Raw genomic sequence first — 16,292 nt, 5'->3', positions numbered from 1 at the left:
ATGAATCACCCGAATAAGATGTCAGATGTCTGTTTCAAAGACCGCTCATTCACGCTTTTAAGGATAACATCATAGGTATAGTCCAGACGGATATTTCCTTCCTCGTTCTCGATGATGACCCCACCGGCACAGTCGATATTCCCTGCATATTCCAGTGAAGATAACTCCCTGACGAGCTTCTCGGATTTCGCGTTTGAAAATATCTTCTTACCCTGTGCTTCATTCTTTGTAATGATTGCACTCAGCAATTCTTTATTTTTTGCTTCAGATAAGGAAGATACAGTTCCAAAAGCACTATTATAAACCTCTTCGAGTATTTCCTTGCGTGCATTGAGCAAAGTGCGTTTCACCTCAAGATTCGCACTGGATATCTCTTGCTGCCGCATCTTTTTGATATCATCTTCAGCCTTTGCAAGACTTTCTCCAAGTATACGCTTGGCATTATCTTTGGCTTCTTCGATGATCTGCAAAACTTCAGAATCAGTTTCCGCTTTTATCTTGGACACATCAGCTTCGGCAGTATCCATGATATCTTTAACAACAGTTTCAAGTCCCATGCTCAACACCTTGAAAAATTTAAGAGCAAATGTGCCCTTAAATTATTTAGCTGATCAACAGTGCAACTACGAGACCGAAGATAACGATGGTTTCCGGAATAACGGTCAGGATAAGACCCTTACCGAAAAGTGCCTCGTTCTCAGCCATTGCACCTATTGCTGCAGTACCAATTTCTTTTTCTGCAATAGCTGATGCAATGCCGGTCAAACCTACTGCCAGTCCTGCACCAATTGCCTTCATTCCTGCTGCGTCAAACAATACTGTTGCTGTTGTTGCTGCTGTTGCTATATCTGCCATTTTATTGTTCCTCCGTGTATTTTCTTATATATCCAAATGGATTGTACTTTCTTCCGCCACCCTCATAGAACTTTCCAAAGAACTCTACGTACTGCAACCTAAGGGCATGCAGCCCGGGGGCTATAATACTCAGGACGGTGTTTAAACCATGTCCGAATATAAATACTAATATTGCAAACACTGTCATAATCCCGAAAGAATCAGGCCACATCATCTCAAATACGATGTTATTGATAGTAGATGCAATGTAGATAGATGATAATCCTACAGCTATAATACGAGTGTAAGAGAGAGAGTTACTTAACAAGGATGGTAATTCAACAGGTCCTTTGATACCTTCGCCTTTAAGCAACATAACAAAACCTATCAAGAATACGAGAATTCCTGCGTAGGTCATTGCTGAAGGCAAAACATTGACATATCCAAGAGCACCAAGAAGGATACCAATTTCGATAACTAACCAGCTACCTTTTTCAAGTAAAGCTGCGGAAAATCCATGTTTCTTGTTTTCGTTAATGAATCCCAAGATATACCCTATATTGAAGTGTATAAGACCTATTAGAGCAGTAGCCACTATTAGGGTCATAACAAGATGTGTTCTGTGCACAGGGTATGTGATCATCTCACCACCAATAGGAGATGCAAACAAATTAATGGTTGAAAAGCCCGGAATAAGACCTGGCTCGATTACGGTTTCAAGCCCTTCATGAACTTCTAAACTAGCAAGAGGGAAACCTAAGAACTCACCATACAGAAGACCAAATATTGCCGTTGATATTTGACAATAGATCAGAATATTCATCAAAGGCTTTACAGCGTCGGATTTTACCATCTTTTTGACCAAGAGAGCAAGGACAAACAAGATAAGCGCATATCCAACATCACCAAGGATCATCCCATAGAACAATGGAAAACTTAGAAACATTATTGCACTTGGGTCCAGTTCCTTGTACCTGGGACGGGAATAGAGATTCATGATCTCTTCAAATGGTTTGACAATCTTAGGATTATCATATTCAACAGGTATGTTTGGCTCATCTTTGTGCTCAATTTCCTGCTGGGTGACAAAAACACGTCCGTTAGTAGCTTTGGTGACATCTTCTTCGAGAGACTTGTATGAATCAGAAGGAACCCAACCATCTATTAAAAACGTACTTTCAGAAGTGGCGATGCGCAATGGTGCCTCAGATTTAGCCGCCTCAATAGAAAGTACCTCATTACTTGCCTGAATGAAGTCAAGATATTTAGATTTTAAGGCCACAACATCTGAATCTATTGATTCTATCTGTTTCAAAAGACTCTCTTTTTGACTCTCTACCATTGAAAGAATCTCAGAAGGCATACCAGTTACATCCGGAACTTTAAGTTCCCTGTATCCAAAGCTTGACAAAGATCTGGAAACCTCATCAGCATACTTAGTAGGAACAAAAAGAACAATAGAGCCAGACTTGGAATCTGAGAAAATCTCATAAGACCTGGTAATTTTTGAGACTTCACTCTCCATTTCCCCTTTAACAGCACCCGCAAAAACAGCTAAACTCTCATAGCCACGATACAAATCCAGGTTAAGAGGAATTCCAGTGAAAGGAAGAATGTCTTTCTTTAGCGATTCCAATTCCTTGATCTTGGACTCGAATTCAACCTTCTTTTCGGTTTTTGATGATACTTCTTTTTCCAACATTTCCAGAGTAGGATTAAGCTTTTGCATCAAAGAATCGACTTTTTGAGCATTGCAAGCTTCATCCTTTATTCCTAGAAAAGTCGCAATAGATCTTATCTTGATCAATTTCTGTGAAAGAGTATCTACATCACCAAAGGGTTTACCTATTTTCAGGCTAGATTCATCCTCAATAAAGTCCTCGATATGGAACAGATTGGTCTTGTAAAGAGCATTGACAGTCTTTTCAAGAATGTCCTTATGACCAACTACAAGAACACGACTCATCTGCCTTGGTTTAAGCATGTACTGCCCTCTCGAATTCACTTATGAGGTTCTCTACTGCCTTATCTACTTTTGCCTTTGAATTTGTTGCAATAACGGCAGCTTCTTCATTACCTTTTCCGATGATCTTCGCCTTTTCGGAAGCGAGTTCGTGTTCTGCAGACCTAAGAGTGCTCTGAGCGGACTTTAGAGCATCCACCTCGGCCTGCTTGACAATCTCCCTAGCTTCAACACGGGCTTTGGCAGTACGTTCAGCTTTTTCCTTTAAGGCACCATCCACCATCTTCCGTGCATTGGCTTCTGCTTGTTTAATTTCTGATAAGATTGTATCTTTAGCCATGCATAATCCTCATGCAAAGGTGATTAACAATTCGCTTGATATGATAAGATAACCACAGTATTCTAACTTTGAATATAAAGTATTCGGTTTTATGTGCGCCTACTGCAAATGTATTTTATTAACATAATATAAATATTTATGTTATCTGGCACATTAAACCGATACAGAAGCCCATTTTCCGAAATTGTAAAATAGAATCTTACTGTCGGAGCTTGTCCATCCTCAACGGCAAAGAAGCATCTTTGGGAATAATATGAATGTACTTTTCCCTGAAAGTCGGGTCTCGCATCTTACAAAACTCAGCATTCTTCCTATATGCTTCATGTTGCCCCATGCGTTTCCATATAACATCCAAGCCTTCTTCAACCACATTCCCGAAAGAAAGCGGAGTATATGCACATGGAAGAACATCCCCGCCTGCTGTAACATGCATCCACCTTCTGCCAGCAAAACAGCCGAACTGGTCAGGACCCATAAAATATGGAAGAGCTGTTACCCTTGGACCTCCGACTTTCCTGTTCTTCTCCTTCTGGAACCTGCCCAGCATCTTTACATCAGAATCTGATATTACCTCATCCTCATGTTCCATCCAGCGACCCACTGCAACTATCTCATATATTGACAATTCATGCATGCCCAGGTCTTCAGCAAACCCGTAGAAATCCTCAAGTTCGTCAATATTATGAGGAGAAACTACTACGAACATGTCAGCTAACATGCCCGCTTTCAGAGTACTTTCTATTCCCTGCAAACTGTCCTTAAAAGCCCCTTTGCGGCCGCGTACCCGATCATGCTCCTCTTCACGGGGACTATCAATGCTAATATGAGTTGCATAGAGACCAGCAGCTTTCAAATCCTTAGCTCTTTCTTCTGTAAGTCTGAATCCAGAAGTAAAACAAGTAGCAATGGCTTTGGTCTTGTCCACAGCCTGTACCATTTCAGTAAGATCATTACGCATCATGGTCTCACCTCCATCAAAAGAAACATAGTAAGAACCAAGATCTATAGACTGAGATACCGCACCATTGATCTGATCGATAGTAAGCTCACTTTTAGTTACAATATCGGCTGCGCCGCAATGTATGCAATTATTAGGGCACCTGGCAGTGATTCCAATAGATAGCTGATCTGGAACCCTTTTTTTGAGTATCGAACTTATTTCTGCATTGATAAGCCTGTTGAAAACCTCACCTGGTATAGGAGGTACCCAGGTTGAAAATATTAAATTCTCATCGCCAACATATATGGGCTTCTCATCCTGGAAAATATTATTGATCCTATTTATGATAGGTTTTGCAATTGGATTTAATGCTCCTTCGCTTTCAAGCACTACTTTTCCATTTTCAATCTCAGCATTTATCTTGATAACTGATTTATCGTATACTCGCATCCGTTCACCTTGAAATTAAAATAATTGAAATGATAGACAAAAATCATATGCAATTTAGAGAGTTATGTCGTTTTGGGAAGCAGGTCAACTGTGATATGATTTGTGATAAGAAGCAGCTTATCCCTTGCCTCACATGGTCTGAAAGTGCTTAAGAGCTCCTTGGCAAATCCCACATACTTGTGAACCTCTGCAATAGTCCTTTGTACTGCTTCATCACGTCCCATAGTACGACTGTATATCTGAGGCAACGTAACCGATTCTTGTGTGGATTTTTTGTCATCCAATTCATCAAGGAACTCAAGAAGATCATCAACTATCTGATAAGCTATGCCCACGTTTTCCCCGAAAGAGTGGAACCTCATAGCCTCGTCCTTACCATATCCTGCAATGTAAGCACCGATAGCCGCACTAGATGCAAAAAGAGAAGCTGTTTTTTTATTTATGCATTCGAAATAGTTTTTCTGCATGAAATCCGAATCCACACTTCCAATATCAATTGTTTCCCCTTCTGCCATGTGCATTCCTGCACTGCCAAACTCATAAACGGCATCATTCCCATAAGTAGAAATAAGTGTGGTTGCCTTTGATATTAAGAAATCGCCACAAAGTAGTGCGGCAGCAATTCCATATTTTTCATGTGCTGAAGGCATTCCCCTTCTGAGTATACCTCCATCAAGAAGATCATCATGTACAAGAGAAGCAGAATGTATCAGTTCAATGGCAAGTGCAGCATCGATACTTCTGTCCTTGTCACCACCGCATACCTCTGTGCAAAGCATGAGAATCAGAGGCCTTATTTTTTTTCCACCTGAGCTGCATACATGATTTAACATCTTCTTCATATAGGAAGAGTCATCCATACCCTGGATAAGATCAGTAAGCGCTAAATTGATCTGCCTGTACTCTTCGAAATCCTCTACTCTCATACTTCATCTTTCCACGATTTTGTTTTTACTATCTAGCGTTACCATTATTACTCAGTGTATTTAGAAGGGCAACCCATCACAATCTGATGTGCTTCTATTTTCTGAGCAGAGACCATGGTTCCGGTTAAACTGATGCCCTGCCCCTCAGCAAAAGTAGCAGGCAGATCACCTGTATATTCCACCTCTACCTCTGAAACATGATCTTCTACATCTACCAGTAAAAAAGTAATTACACCTGGTGACACCTGTAAAGTTCCATTCTTTATGATGCCCATGGTACTGACCTCATTTCCGATATGTGTCTGGGGGTCATTTTTTAGTTGAGATACCATAGAATAACCTTGGGACAAATCGAGTCCCCATAGACCTATTACTGCAACCAGTATTACAAATAGGATAGCTACAATAGTTTTTTGTTGTTTTTCCATACCTCTCTCAATTCCTGCCCACTTTCTTAAGTATGTTTAGTTCACGCTGCAATTGGAAATAAGTCTTCATCACATAGAGGACATATAAAAGTATAACTATCCATGTTATAAAAAAGGCAATAAGGAAAGCTTCCATTTTATCACCCTAATAGCATACCCGTTATCTATGAACAAGTGCCCATACATCATAGTTACATGTCCGCATCTTTACGTAACACAACTAATTATTAATATGGGTTAGTGAGTATAGACACATCCTATTTAAGGCGATTGACAGGAAAGATAAAGTGTCAAAAGTATTCACTGAACTTAAATTGTGAATATGACATTTTAAAATAAATAAAATACTTAGAGATGAGTATGGAACCGAATATGGAACCTTCTTTCAAACCACCAAGATTAATTGCATGGGAGCTGACAGCTGGTTGCAACTTATCATGCAAGCATTGCAGAGGTGCCTCTACCTCACAAGTTCCTGAAGGAGAACTGAACACCCTGGAAGCAAAACATTTCATTGATGAAATAGTAGAGATGGGAAATCCTATTTTGATCCTTAGTGGCGGGGAACCTCTTGTAAGAAAAGACATCTATGAACTTGCTCATTATGGTACTGAAAAGGGACTAAGAGTTGCTCTTGCCACAAATGGTACCCTCGTTAATGACGAAGTTGCAAAGAAACTTCTTGAGGTTGGCATTAAGAGAGTAAGCGTAAGCCTTGATGGCGCTACAGCTGAGTCACATGATGAGTTCCGCTGTGTTCCAGGTGCATTTAAAGGATCAATGAAAGGTATAGAAGCACTAAAAAATGCAGGAATAGGTTTTCAGATAAACACTACCATTACAAAAAGGAATGTTGACGAGATACCTCAGATCCTAAAAATGGCTGAAGAAATAGGGGCTGAAGCGCTGCACATATTCCTGCTTGTACCTACAGGTAGGGGAAAAGAACTGGAAAATGAAGAAATACCACCTGTTGAATATGAGCGTATTCTTAACTGGTTCTATGAACAGCAGAAATCAACAAAAATACAGCTAAAGGCAACATGTGCACCTCATTACTTCCGTATAATGCGCCAGCGTGCAAAAAAAGAAGGTGTTGAGATATCGGTTAAAACACATGGATACGAAGCAATGACAAAAGGATGTCTTGGTGGAACTGGATTTTGCTTTGTTTCCAGTATAGGAGAAGTGTACCCATGCGGATATCTGCCAGTACTTGCTGGAAACATAAAACAGCAACCCTTCAAAGAAATATGGGAAACTGCCCAAGTATTCAGAGACCTGCGCGATGCATCTAAGTTGAAAGGTAAATGTGGAAGATGCGAATTTAAGAAAGTCTGCAGCGGATGCAGGGCTAGAGCCTATGCAGCTACAGGGGACTATCTCGCTGAAGAGCCATACTGTATTTACATGCCTAAAAACGAGGATTCACATGATCCAGCTAGATGAAATTGATAAAAAACTCCTCAACCTTACACAGCTAGAATTTCCATTGGACACACATCCATTCAGGATACTGGCAAATAAGATAGGAACCACAGAGGAAGAAGTAATCAGACGTATGCAGCGCCTTCATGAGGAAGGTGCTGTCAGGCGAATAGGGCCCATAATTAATAGTAAGGGAACAGGGCGCGTAGGTACTCTTGTTGCCTTAAAGGCTCCGGATGATAAAATTGACCAGATCGCAGAAAGAATTAACTCTTACCCAGAAGTATCGCATAACTACCTGCGTCCTGGAGAATATAATGTATGGTTCACACTTTCTGCACCTAACAGAAAGCGTCTGGATGAAATACTAAATGAACTGAAAAAAGAAGTTAACTGCCCAATGATGGACATGCCCACCACTCACCTGTTCAAAATAGGAGTGAATTTCAAGATCAGGTGATACATATGGAAATTACAGAAACACAAAAAAAAATACTCCTTTTGACACAAGAAGGTATACCAATTACTTCATCTCCTTTCCATGATATTGCAGAGCAACTTGATATAACTGAAGAAGAAGTTGTTCGGCAGATCACTCTTATGCAACAACATGGCATAATAAGGAGGTTTGGTGTATCCATAGGCCACAGGGACATCGGGATCACTGCTAATGCAATGTGTGTGTGGAATGTTCCAGATGAAAAGATAGAAGAAGTGGGCAAGCTTATGGCATCCGTAGATGATGTGACACATTGCTATGCCAGACCCCGTCATCCTGGATGGCCATACAACCTTTTTACGATGGTGCACTCTTATTCCCGTGAAGACTGTCTTGATATAGCTAAAGAGATATCAGAGGTCACTGGTATAGATGACTACAAAGTAATGTTCAGTGAAAAAGAGTTCAAAAAAACAGGTATTCGATTATAGAAACTCATATTACCTAAGATACTAATAACAAATATCCAGACCTATACCGGAGAATACCATGCCAGAAAATAAGGGTTTCCTGCCACTGATGATCAATTTGCATGGTAGGAAAGTGGTGATCTTTGGCGGTGGGTCTGTTGGGGAAAGAAAAGCTGAATTGTTTAGTGAATATGCCAATACTTTGGTAATAAGTAAGACTTTTTCTCAAAAGCTCATCGAGCTTCAAATGCAGAAATCTGTAACTTTGATAGAGATGGATGCTGGATCCTTTTCAGATAATGAGATCATGGAGTTCATAGATGGTGCCTTCCTTGTGATACCTGCAACCAGCAATAAACTGATAAATGATAGGATCACATCCATTGCAAAGTCCCGGAACATATTGACCAATCAGGTAGACACTATCGGCGAAGTTACCATACCAGCAGTGATCCAAAGAGGAGATCTTGTAATAGGCATCTCTACTACTGGTTCAAGTCCTGCTTTCTCAAGATATGTCCGCCAGCGTATTGAAAAGGTCATTACCCCGGAATATGAGCAAATGATAGCATTGCAGAATGACATCCGAACTTATTTAAAGGAACATGTGGGAGACCAAAAACAGAGAAGATCAATTCTCTGGGAAGTCCTGGAAGATGACATTATCTGGAAAGAAATCTCAGACTCATACGAAAAAGCGTATAAGAGAGCGTATGATATAGTACAGGAAAAAATCAATAAGAAAGATTGATATCATGGAACTACATCCCATATCTCACACATGGAACCAGACCATTAGCAACAATGGAGGTGTACCTTGACAGAGATAAACAGCATGGTTATAACCCATTCCAAGGCCAGTATAGAGGAAATGGAAAGGTCCTGGAAAGGAGATCTTGAAGAAGTTCTCAGAGATCTTTATTCTAATGAATTTGTCCACGAATGCGTGGTGATGAAAACCTGTAACCGCATAGAGATATATGTGGTTTCTCCAAAAGGGAGCAGCGTCTTGTTCAATTTTGCAAAAAGTATGTCTTTTCCTTTGCAACTAGTTGAATTCAGAGATCATCAGGAATCACTCCTGCACCTTTTAAGGCTTGCTTGCGGGCTGGAGTCCATGATAGTTGGAGAAGATCAGATACTTGGACAAATAAGAGATATGTATCTTCTTGCTAAAAAAGTGGGCACCACCGGAAGAATACTTGATACCGCATTCAGTAAAGCCATACAAGTAGGCAAGAGGGTCCGCACAGAGACCGAAGTGAATAGAGGTGCAGTATCTATTGGCTCGGCCGCAGTGGATTTAGCTGAAATGGCACTTGGAGGCCTAGAAGGAAAAATGGTGCTTGTGATAGGCACCGGTGAAATGGGAACACTTGTGACCAGGGCACTATCTCACAGGGAAATGGACCTTGTATACATAGCAAATCGCACTTTTGAAAAAGCCCGTGAACTGGCAGATAGCATGGGAGGGCATGCAGTACGTTTTGAGAACCTGGCAGAGCATGTAAAGAAAGCCGACGTAGTGATCAGCGCCACGTCCGCACCCCATTATGTACTGAAAAAATCATTAATAGAAGAGATAATGAAGGGCCGAGACAGAGATCTCCTGCTAATTGATATCGCCAATCCAAGGGATATAGAATCAAGTGTCGCAGAAATAGACCACGTCAAACTCTACAACATTGATAATCTAAGGATTATAAACGAAAGGAGTCTTGCACAGCGCAAAGAAGAAGCAAAGAGGGCAGAAAAAATAGTTGATGAGGAACTTGACTTGCTTCTTAAACAGTACAAGCACCAGAAAGCCGACCATCTTGTTTCTGCCATTTATGCCAATGTATATAAAGTAAGGAAACAGGAAAAAGAGCGTGCGGTAACTAAGTTGTGCGCTTACCATACAATGGGTGAAATCGAGAACAGGGTATTAGATGACCTTACACATTCCATAGTCAATAAGATCCTGGCAGAACCCACAAAAGTAATACGCACTGCTGCAGAAACGAATGATGATGACTTATTGGATGTAGTTTCAAGGTTATTTAACATTGAGAAGAAACCGGAAACTAATACAGATAAATGCAAGTGACAGAAGTGATCAAATGTTCCCACAGGTTAGGATGAGAAGACTGAGAAACGGCAAGATCAGAGATATGGTACGTGAGACATCACTTTCAGTTGATGACCTTATCTACCCAATGTTTGTGGATGAAAATATCGATTCACCACTGGCAATGTCTTCCATGCCAGGAATCTCCAGATTACCTGTTGATATGGCAGCAGACGATGCAAAAGAGGCTGCAGATCTGGGTATTCCCGCAGTTATACTCTTTGGGATACCTTCCACAAAAGACGAAAAGGGAAGTAGCGCATGGGGAGAGGATGATGTTGTACAGAGGGCTGTGCGCGAGATTAAGAACGAGCTTGGAAAGGACATCTATGTTATTACAGACGTATGCCTGTGCGAATATACGAGTCATGGGCATTGTGGCGTTGTAGATATGGAAAAAGAAGAAATATTGAACGATCCCACGCTTCCATTACTTGGTAAAACAGCAGTAAGCCATGCTCTTGCCGGCGCAGATATGGTGGCCCCTTCCGGAATGATGGATGGAATGATAAGTGCCATAAGAGAGGCACTTGATGAAAATCACTGCAAGGATGTACCTATAATGTCATATGCAGCAAAGTATTCTTCCGCTTTCTACGGTCCTTTCAGAGAAGCAGCAGACTCGGGGTATTCTTTTGGTGACCGTTCCAGTTACCAGATGGACCCTGCAAATTCAGATGAGGCAATAAGGGAAGCAGAACTGGATATTTTGGAAGGGGCTGATGTTATAATGGTAAAACCTGCCCTTCCTTACCTAGATATACTCTACCGTATCAAGACAGAGTTCAAGATGCCCACTGCTGCATACAATGTCAGCGGTGAATTTGCAATGCTTAAAGCTGCTGCACGCATGGGCTGGCTGGACGAGAAAAAGGTGATGTATGAGTCCCTGCTATCCATTAAAAGAGCAGGAGCAGATATGATCCTTACCTATTTTGCAAAGGACCTGGCAAGGATGTTACAGTAACTGAATGGTGATGTTTATGGATTTGGCAAAATCTGAGAAATTATATGAAAAAGCGCGAAAACTTATTCCGGGTGGAGTGAGCAGCCCCGTAAGAGCCATTAAACCCTTTCCATTTTATGCAGCATCTGCCTCGGGTTCTAAAATAACCGATGCTGATGGCAATGAGTATATTGATTTCTGCCTTGCATACGGGCCAAAACTACTGGGACATGCAAACCCAAAAATAAAACGAACTATCATTGAACAGCTGGATAAAGGCTGGTTGTATGGCACACCAACAGAGCTGGAAATAAAACTAGCAGAAAGGATCGCAGGTATTTACCCCAGTATAGACATGGTAAGGTTTGTCTCCACTGGTACTGAAGCAACCATGAGTGCCCTGCGTGTTGCACGTGGTTTTACGGGCAGGAACAAGTTCATCAAAATAGAAGGTGGTTTCCATGGAGCACATGACTCAGTGCTTATTAAAGCCGGCTCAGGTGCCACCACTCTTGGAAAACCTGATTCTCTGGGAGTACCGGAGGACTTCACAAGAAACACATTACAGGTGCCTTTCAACGATGTAGAGGCACTTACACAGGTAATGGAAAAATATGGAAAGGATATTGCAGCATTTATTCTGGAGCCAGTAATGGGCAACGTTGGTCCTATTCTGCCAGACGAAGGTTACCTGCAGGAAGTGCGCAAGATCACAGAAGAAAACGATGTTGTACTCATATTTGATGAAGTTATCACGGGTTTCCGCATGGCTATGGGTGGAGCTCAGGAATACTACGGAGTTACACCGGATATGACCACACTCGGCAAGATAATAGGCGGTGGCATGCCCATTGGAGTATTCGGAGGAAAACGCGAGATAATGGAAATGGTAGCACCATCGGGAGGTGTATACCAGGCGGGTACTTTTAGCGGCAGTCCCACATCTGTTGCCGCCGGAATTACCGTTCTTGATATACTGGAAAAGGAAAATGTGCACAAGAAACTAAATGCTACCGGAGACAAACTGCGTGCAGGCATTAATGATATCGTTGAAGATCTCGGTCTTAACTACAATGTATGTGGTATATCCTCTATGTTCAAGGTGTTTTTCGGCGACAAGCCCCGCAACTACCAGGAAGTCCTCAGATGTAATAAGGAAGGGTATCTGAAATTCTTTTTCAGGATGCTGGATAACGGCATATTCCTGCCCCCTTCGCAGTTCGAGACGAATTTCCTCTGCACGGCACATTCAGAAGAGGATCTGCATAGATTGCTGGCCGCATATGAAGCGAATCTCAAATAAGGTTGCTATAACATGATAATAGGAACACGTGGCAGTGCCCTTGCTCTGGCACAGGCGGACATCGTTGCCAAAATGCTGGCAGACATGGGTGTTGAAACAAGCCGTAAGATCATAAAGACCACAGGAGATAGATTCACAGACAGACCCCTGCACGAAGTCGTAGGTGTAGGAGCCTTTGTGCGTGAACTGGACGACAAGATGGTGGAAGGATTCATCGAAATTGCAGTACATTCCATGAAAGACCTGCCAACCATGAGGCCTCCAGAGCTTACAACTTCTGCAGTACTTGAAAGAGATTCCCCCCACGATGTACTACTTACCAGAGATGGCGCAAAGCTGGATGACCTGCCAAAGGGCGCAGTGCTCGGTACTACTTCCATGCGCAGGAGAGCCCAGCTTTTAAGATACAGGCCTGATCTGCACATTAAAGACCTGCGCGGTAATATCAATACACGTATGAAGAAGCTTGAAGATGGCCATTACGATGGCATTATGCTTGCAGAAGCTGGTCTACAGCGCATGAAATGGGAACTTGATGTAGAACGTCTGGATACAGAAAGGTTCTGCCCTTCAGCTAATCAGGGAACCATAGCGATTGTGACACCTGCTGGATCAGAGGCAGAGACTGTGACTTCACAGCTTAGTCACACCCAGACACGTATCGCCACCGAGATTGAACGTATTGTAATTAAGGATGTAGAGGGTGGATGTACAGCCCCTATAGGTTCCTTTTCACAATTCATAAACAATGATGAGGTAAGAGTACTTGCAGAAGTGCTTTCTCTGGATGGGACCCGTCAGGTCCGTGTTGATGAGATTATTCCCCTCGAGGACTACCATACACATGCATCCAAACTTGGCAAGGAACTTGTAGCTAAGGGTGGCAAGGAACTTGTAAAAGAAGCCGTATCCAAACTCAGGATCAACAAGTAAGGATCTTAGAGGTATTTCCATGATCAACATCACAGGGTTACGTATGAAGAATCCGACAATACTTGCTGCAGGTATCATGGGTACTACCGGAGCAGCACTTGTCCGGATGGCTCATGAAGGTGCAGGTGCAGTAGTGACAAAGTCCATCGGACCACAGCCCAAGGATGGACACAGCAATCCAAGCATGGTGAAGCTTGACCATGGATATCTGAATGCCATGGGGTTACCAAATCCTTCCTATGGAGCCTTTCTCCCGGAACTTGAAAAAGCAAAGCATAAAGCAGGCGTGCCGGTGATAGCAAGTATTTTCGGTGGCAATGCAGATGAGTTCCGCAAGGTTGCAGAAGGACTTATACCGGGAAAACCAGATGCTTTCGAACTTAATGTTAGTTGCCCTCATGCTATGGGATATGGTGCATCAGTAGGCACTGACCCTGTAATGGTAAAATCTGTCACCTCAGCAGTATCTGAAATAACTGATCTGCCGGTCTGGGTTAAACTTACACCAAATGTCACGGACATTGTTACAATAGGTAAGGCAGCACAAGAAGGAGGGGCAGATGCAGTGGTGGCTATTAACACTGTACGGGGAATGACTATCGATATCCACTCCGGATATCCAGTGTTGGGTAACCGCTTTGGTGGTCTTTCCGGAGAGGCAATACGCCCTGTTGCTGTAAAATGTATTTATGACCTCTATGATAACCTGGATATACCAATAATAGGAGTTGGAGGCGTATCAACTTGGCAACATGCTGTAGAAATGGTCATGGCAGGTGCCAGTGCACTACAAATTGGCTCGGCAGTCTATGAAGGAACAAATGTGTTCTCCAACATATCTGAAGGTATTAACAGGTTCCTGAAAGAATATGGTTATGCGAATATAGAAGATATCACCGGAATTGCGCATGAGAGGTTCTGATGCTCCCACTGAATGCAAATATTGTAAAAATAGTGGATGAAACACCGTCCACTCGTACATTCTTTTTCGATCATTCATTTGAAGATGCCATAATTGGCCAGTTTGTCATGGTGTGGATAAGAGGAGTAGATGAGATCCCTATGACATTGTCCTACAAAAATGCCATTACAGTGCAGAAAGTCGGTGATGCCACATCGCGGCTGTTCGATCTGAATGAAGGTGATTCAGTAGGATTAAGAGGGCCTTTTGGAAGAGGATTTACACTTCCAAAAGATGGCGAAAATATATTGCTCATTGCAGGAGGAGTTGGGGCAGCACCTCTTGCACCACTTGCTGAGAATGTTTATCCCTCTTGCTCTCAGGTAACTACCATCCTGGGAGCCAGAAATGTCAATGAATTGCTATTTATGAATAGGTTCCTTCAATCTGGACAGGTATACATCACTACAGATGATGGATCTGCGCATCGCTGTGGATTTGTAACAGATGTACTTGATGAAATTGATGTATCAAAGTATGACAGAATATATACCTGTGGACCTGAAATGATGATGAAGAGAGTATTTGGTATTCTTGAACGGGAAAGTGCATTAGAACGCACGGAGTTCAGCCTTCATCGGTATTTCAAATGCGGTATAGGAGTATGCGGTGCATGTTGTATGGATGAAGCTGGCCTTAGAGTCTGCAAGGACGGGCCAGTATTTAACGGAAAAGAGCTTATAAGCAGCGAATTTGGAAAATATGCAAGGGGACCTTCGGGACAAAAGAAACTGTTCTGACTGAAGAGTCATTGCTATACAGTTGTAACTGATACTTATATATAAGTACATTATATATACCAATTAATCTGATAAGTTGTAGGGATGGCAGATGTATTGGTTTGTTAATGAAATGAGGTGTGCTTATGGGCTTGATGGATGACGTTAAATCCAAGAAAAAACAAAAGGAAGCAGAGAATTGGTATAGTATGGGCATAAAAAGCCCGGATCCGGAAAAAAAACTGGAATATTTTACACGTTCTCTGGAATTAGAACCTAATAATGTCAGCGGATGGGTAAAGAGAGGTCGGATACTCGAAGATATGGGTAAATTCGATGAGGCAAAAAGAAGCTATGACAGAGCTACTCTTCTTGATCCCTCGCTGGATATCAGCATAAAACGGACAAACTCATTCACCGAAAATGACAGAATCAGTACACCGGAATATATACCAACACAGCCGGAGTATATCCAAGACGAGACAGAATATATAGAGGAAGAGGAACAGCATTTAGCTACGGAATCTCCTGCAGAAACAGATTATTATGAGGCAGAAGAAACTGAAGAAGTTGAGTCCTTCACTCCTCCGCAAGGAGAAGAATCAATATTCAGTAATATTAGAGAAAAAGAGTCTTTTGTAGTTGAAGATGAAATAGAGAATGTTTCCATGGATACTGAGTCTGCAAAGTCTTCAGGATCGATAAGTTTTGCCCCCCCTGATGAGGAAATAGTCCCAGACAACAATTTACCAAGGCAGAATACATCTGAAATAACAAATGAAACTGTAGCTGCTACCTCATTAGCTGAACAAAAAAAGGACGATGTAATCAAGAGAGAGAGAACTCCGACTTTTAACAAAAGGCCCGCATCAAATAATTATCCGGTTAGAGATAGTGAAAAAAAGGAAGTTCAACCTGGGACGAGCAGAATTTCCTCTTATGTTGAAATGGAAGGAAAAAATACCAATCTGCGCATACCCCTGTCTGAGACTATAAAATTCTGGCTTATAGGTGCAATTGTGTTATTGGTTTTCTACCTGATAACCCGCCTTATCTAAGAAATTAAGAGATATGTCTTCCCCAAAAAGGGGAAGATTAATTT

The 16,292-nt window shown here is 41.9% G+C and carries 19 protein-coding genes; 11 read left to right on the top strand and 8 right to left on the bottom strand.

Annotated features, from left to right (window positions below; all coding sequences use genetic code 11):
* Nucleotides 1-5: 5 nt before the first annotated feature.
* The 8 genes from ACC612_RS08105 to ACC612_RS08070 all read right to left on the bottom strand — a co-directional run bounded on the left by ACC612_RS08105 (nt 6) and on the right by ACC612_RS08070 (nt 6,017).
* Nucleotides 6-557, bottom strand: coding sequence for a V-type ATP synthase subunit E (locus ACC612_RS08105; RefSeq protein ID WP_371854024.1), 552 nt, complete (start codon nt 555-557; stop codon nt 6-8).
* A 46-nt stretch (nt 558-603) separates the two neighbouring features.
* On the bottom strand, nt 604-855 hold the full coding sequence (locus ACC612_RS08100) for a V-type ATP synthase subunit K (protein WP_371854022.1): 252 nt from the start codon (nt 853-855) through the stop codon (nt 604-606).
* Between the two features lies 1 nt (nt 856).
* A complete protein-coding gene (locus ACC612_RS08095) occupies nt 857-2,818 on the bottom strand; it encodes a V-type ATP synthase subunit I (RefSeq protein ID WP_371854020.1) in 1,962 nt (653 codons plus the stop codon).
* Entirely contained in the window at nt 2,811-3,137 is a 327-nt protein-coding gene (gene ahaH, locus ACC612_RS08090; RefSeq protein WP_371854018.1) for an ATP synthase archaeal subunit H, read from the bottom strand. The genes ACC612_RS08095 and ahaH overlap by 8 nt, the downstream gene beginning before the upstream one ends.
* Before the next feature lie 199 nt (nt 3,138-3,336).
* Nucleotides 3,337-4,527 (bottom strand): radical SAM protein, encoded by a 1,191-nt coding sequence (locus tag ACC612_RS08085; RefSeq protein WP_371854017.1) that lies wholly within the window; start codon nt 4,525-4,527, stop codon nt 3,337-3,339.
* A gap of 62 nt (nt 4,528-4,589) precedes the next feature.
* Nucleotides 4,590-5,453, bottom strand: coding sequence for a polyprenyl synthetase family protein (locus tag ACC612_RS08080; RefSeq protein WP_371854015.1), 864 nt, complete (start codon nt 5,451-5,453; stop codon nt 4,590-4,592).
* 47 nt (nt 5,454-5,500) lie between these two features.
* A complete protein-coding gene (locus tag ACC612_RS08075; protein ID WP_371854014.1) occupies nt 5,501-5,881 on the bottom strand; it encodes a cytochrome c maturation protein CcmE in 381 nt (126 codons plus the stop codon).
* Between the two features lie 7 nt (nt 5,882-5,888).
* On the bottom strand, nt 5,889-6,017 hold the full coding sequence (locus ACC612_RS08070; RefSeq protein WP_371854011.1) for a CcmD family protein: 129 nt from the start codon (nt 6,015-6,017) through the stop codon (nt 5,889-5,891).
* Between the two features lie 224 nt (nt 6,018-6,241).
* Here ACC612_RS08070 and ahbD point away from each other — a divergent pair, with 224 nt between their 5' ends.
* The 11 genes from ahbD (at nt 6,242) to ACC612_RS08015 (ending at nt 16,248) form a co-directional block, all read left to right on the top strand.
* Entirely contained in the window at nt 6,242-7,330 is a 1,089-nt protein-coding gene (gene ahbD / locus ACC612_RS08065; protein ID WP_371854009.1) for a heme b synthase, read from the top strand.
* Nucleotides 7,314-7,769, top strand: coding sequence for an AsnC family transcriptional regulator (locus ACC612_RS08060; protein ID WP_371854007.1), 456 nt, complete (start codon nt 7,314-7,316; stop codon nt 7,767-7,769). Before ahbD ends, ACC612_RS08060 begins: the two co-directional genes overlap by 17 nt.
* Nucleotides 7,770-7,774: 5 nt before the next feature.
* Nucleotides 7,775-8,239, top strand: a complete 465-nt coding sequence (gene ahbB / locus ACC612_RS08055; protein WP_371854006.1) for a siroheme decarboxylase subunit beta — start codon at nt 7,775-7,777, stop codon at nt 8,237-8,239.
* A 58-nt stretch (nt 8,240-8,297) separates the two neighbouring features.
* Entirely contained in the window at nt 8,298-8,969 is a 672-nt protein-coding gene (locus tag ACC612_RS08050; protein ID WP_371854005.1) for a bifunctional precorrin-2 dehydrogenase/sirohydrochlorin ferrochelatase, read from the top strand.
* Between the two features lie 66 nt (nt 8,970-9,035).
* Nucleotides 9,036-10,307, top strand: a complete 1,272-nt coding sequence (hemA, locus tag ACC612_RS08045) for a glutamyl-tRNA reductase (protein WP_371854004.1) — start codon at nt 9,036-9,038, stop codon at nt 10,305-10,307.
* Nucleotides 10,308-10,320: 13 nt separating this feature from the next.
* On the top strand, nt 10,321-11,295 hold the full coding sequence (hemB, locus tag ACC612_RS08040; protein WP_371854002.1) for a porphobilinogen synthase: 975 nt from the start codon (nt 10,321-10,323) through the stop codon (nt 11,293-11,295).
* 16 nt (nt 11,296-11,311) lie between these two features.
* Complete coding sequence (gene hemL / locus ACC612_RS08035; protein WP_371853999.1) at nt 11,312-12,577, top strand: glutamate-1-semialdehyde 2,1-aminomutase; 1,266 nt, start codon at nt 11,312-11,314, stop codon at nt 12,575-12,577.
* Nucleotides 12,578-12,589: 12 nt separating this feature from the next.
* A complete protein-coding gene (gene hemC / locus ACC612_RS08030; RefSeq protein WP_371853997.1) occupies nt 12,590-13,510 on the top strand; it encodes a hydroxymethylbilane synthase in 921 nt (306 codons plus the stop codon).
* 19 nt (nt 13,511-13,529) lie between these two features.
* The gene (locus ACC612_RS08025; RefSeq protein WP_371853995.1) at nt 13,530-14,432 is read left to right on the top strand and encodes a dihydroorotate dehydrogenase; all 903 of its coding nucleotides are present in this window, start codon (nt 13,530-13,532) and stop codon (nt 14,430-14,432) included.
* On the top strand, nt 14,432-15,211 hold the full coding sequence (locus tag ACC612_RS08020) for a dihydroorotate dehydrogenase electron transfer subunit (RefSeq protein WP_371853993.1): 780 nt from the start codon (nt 14,432-14,434) through the stop codon (nt 15,209-15,211). The genes ACC612_RS08025 and ACC612_RS08020 overlap by 1 nt, the downstream gene beginning before the upstream one ends.
* A 125-nt stretch (nt 15,212-15,336) precedes the next feature.
* A complete protein-coding gene (locus ACC612_RS08015) occupies nt 15,337-16,248 on the top strand; it encodes a tetratricopeptide repeat protein (protein ID WP_371853991.1) in 912 nt (303 codons plus the stop codon).
* Nucleotides 16,249-16,292: the final 44 nt, after the last annotated feature.

The sequence above is a fragment of the Methanomethylovorans sp. genome, from assembly GCF_041447285.1.
In the GTDB taxonomy this organism is placed as follows: domain Archaea; phylum Halobacteriota; class Methanosarcinia; order Methanosarcinales; family Methanosarcinaceae; genus Methanomethylovorans.
Note: the sequence above shows the minus strand (reverse complement) of the source record. Positions and strands in the feature narration are given on the sequence as shown.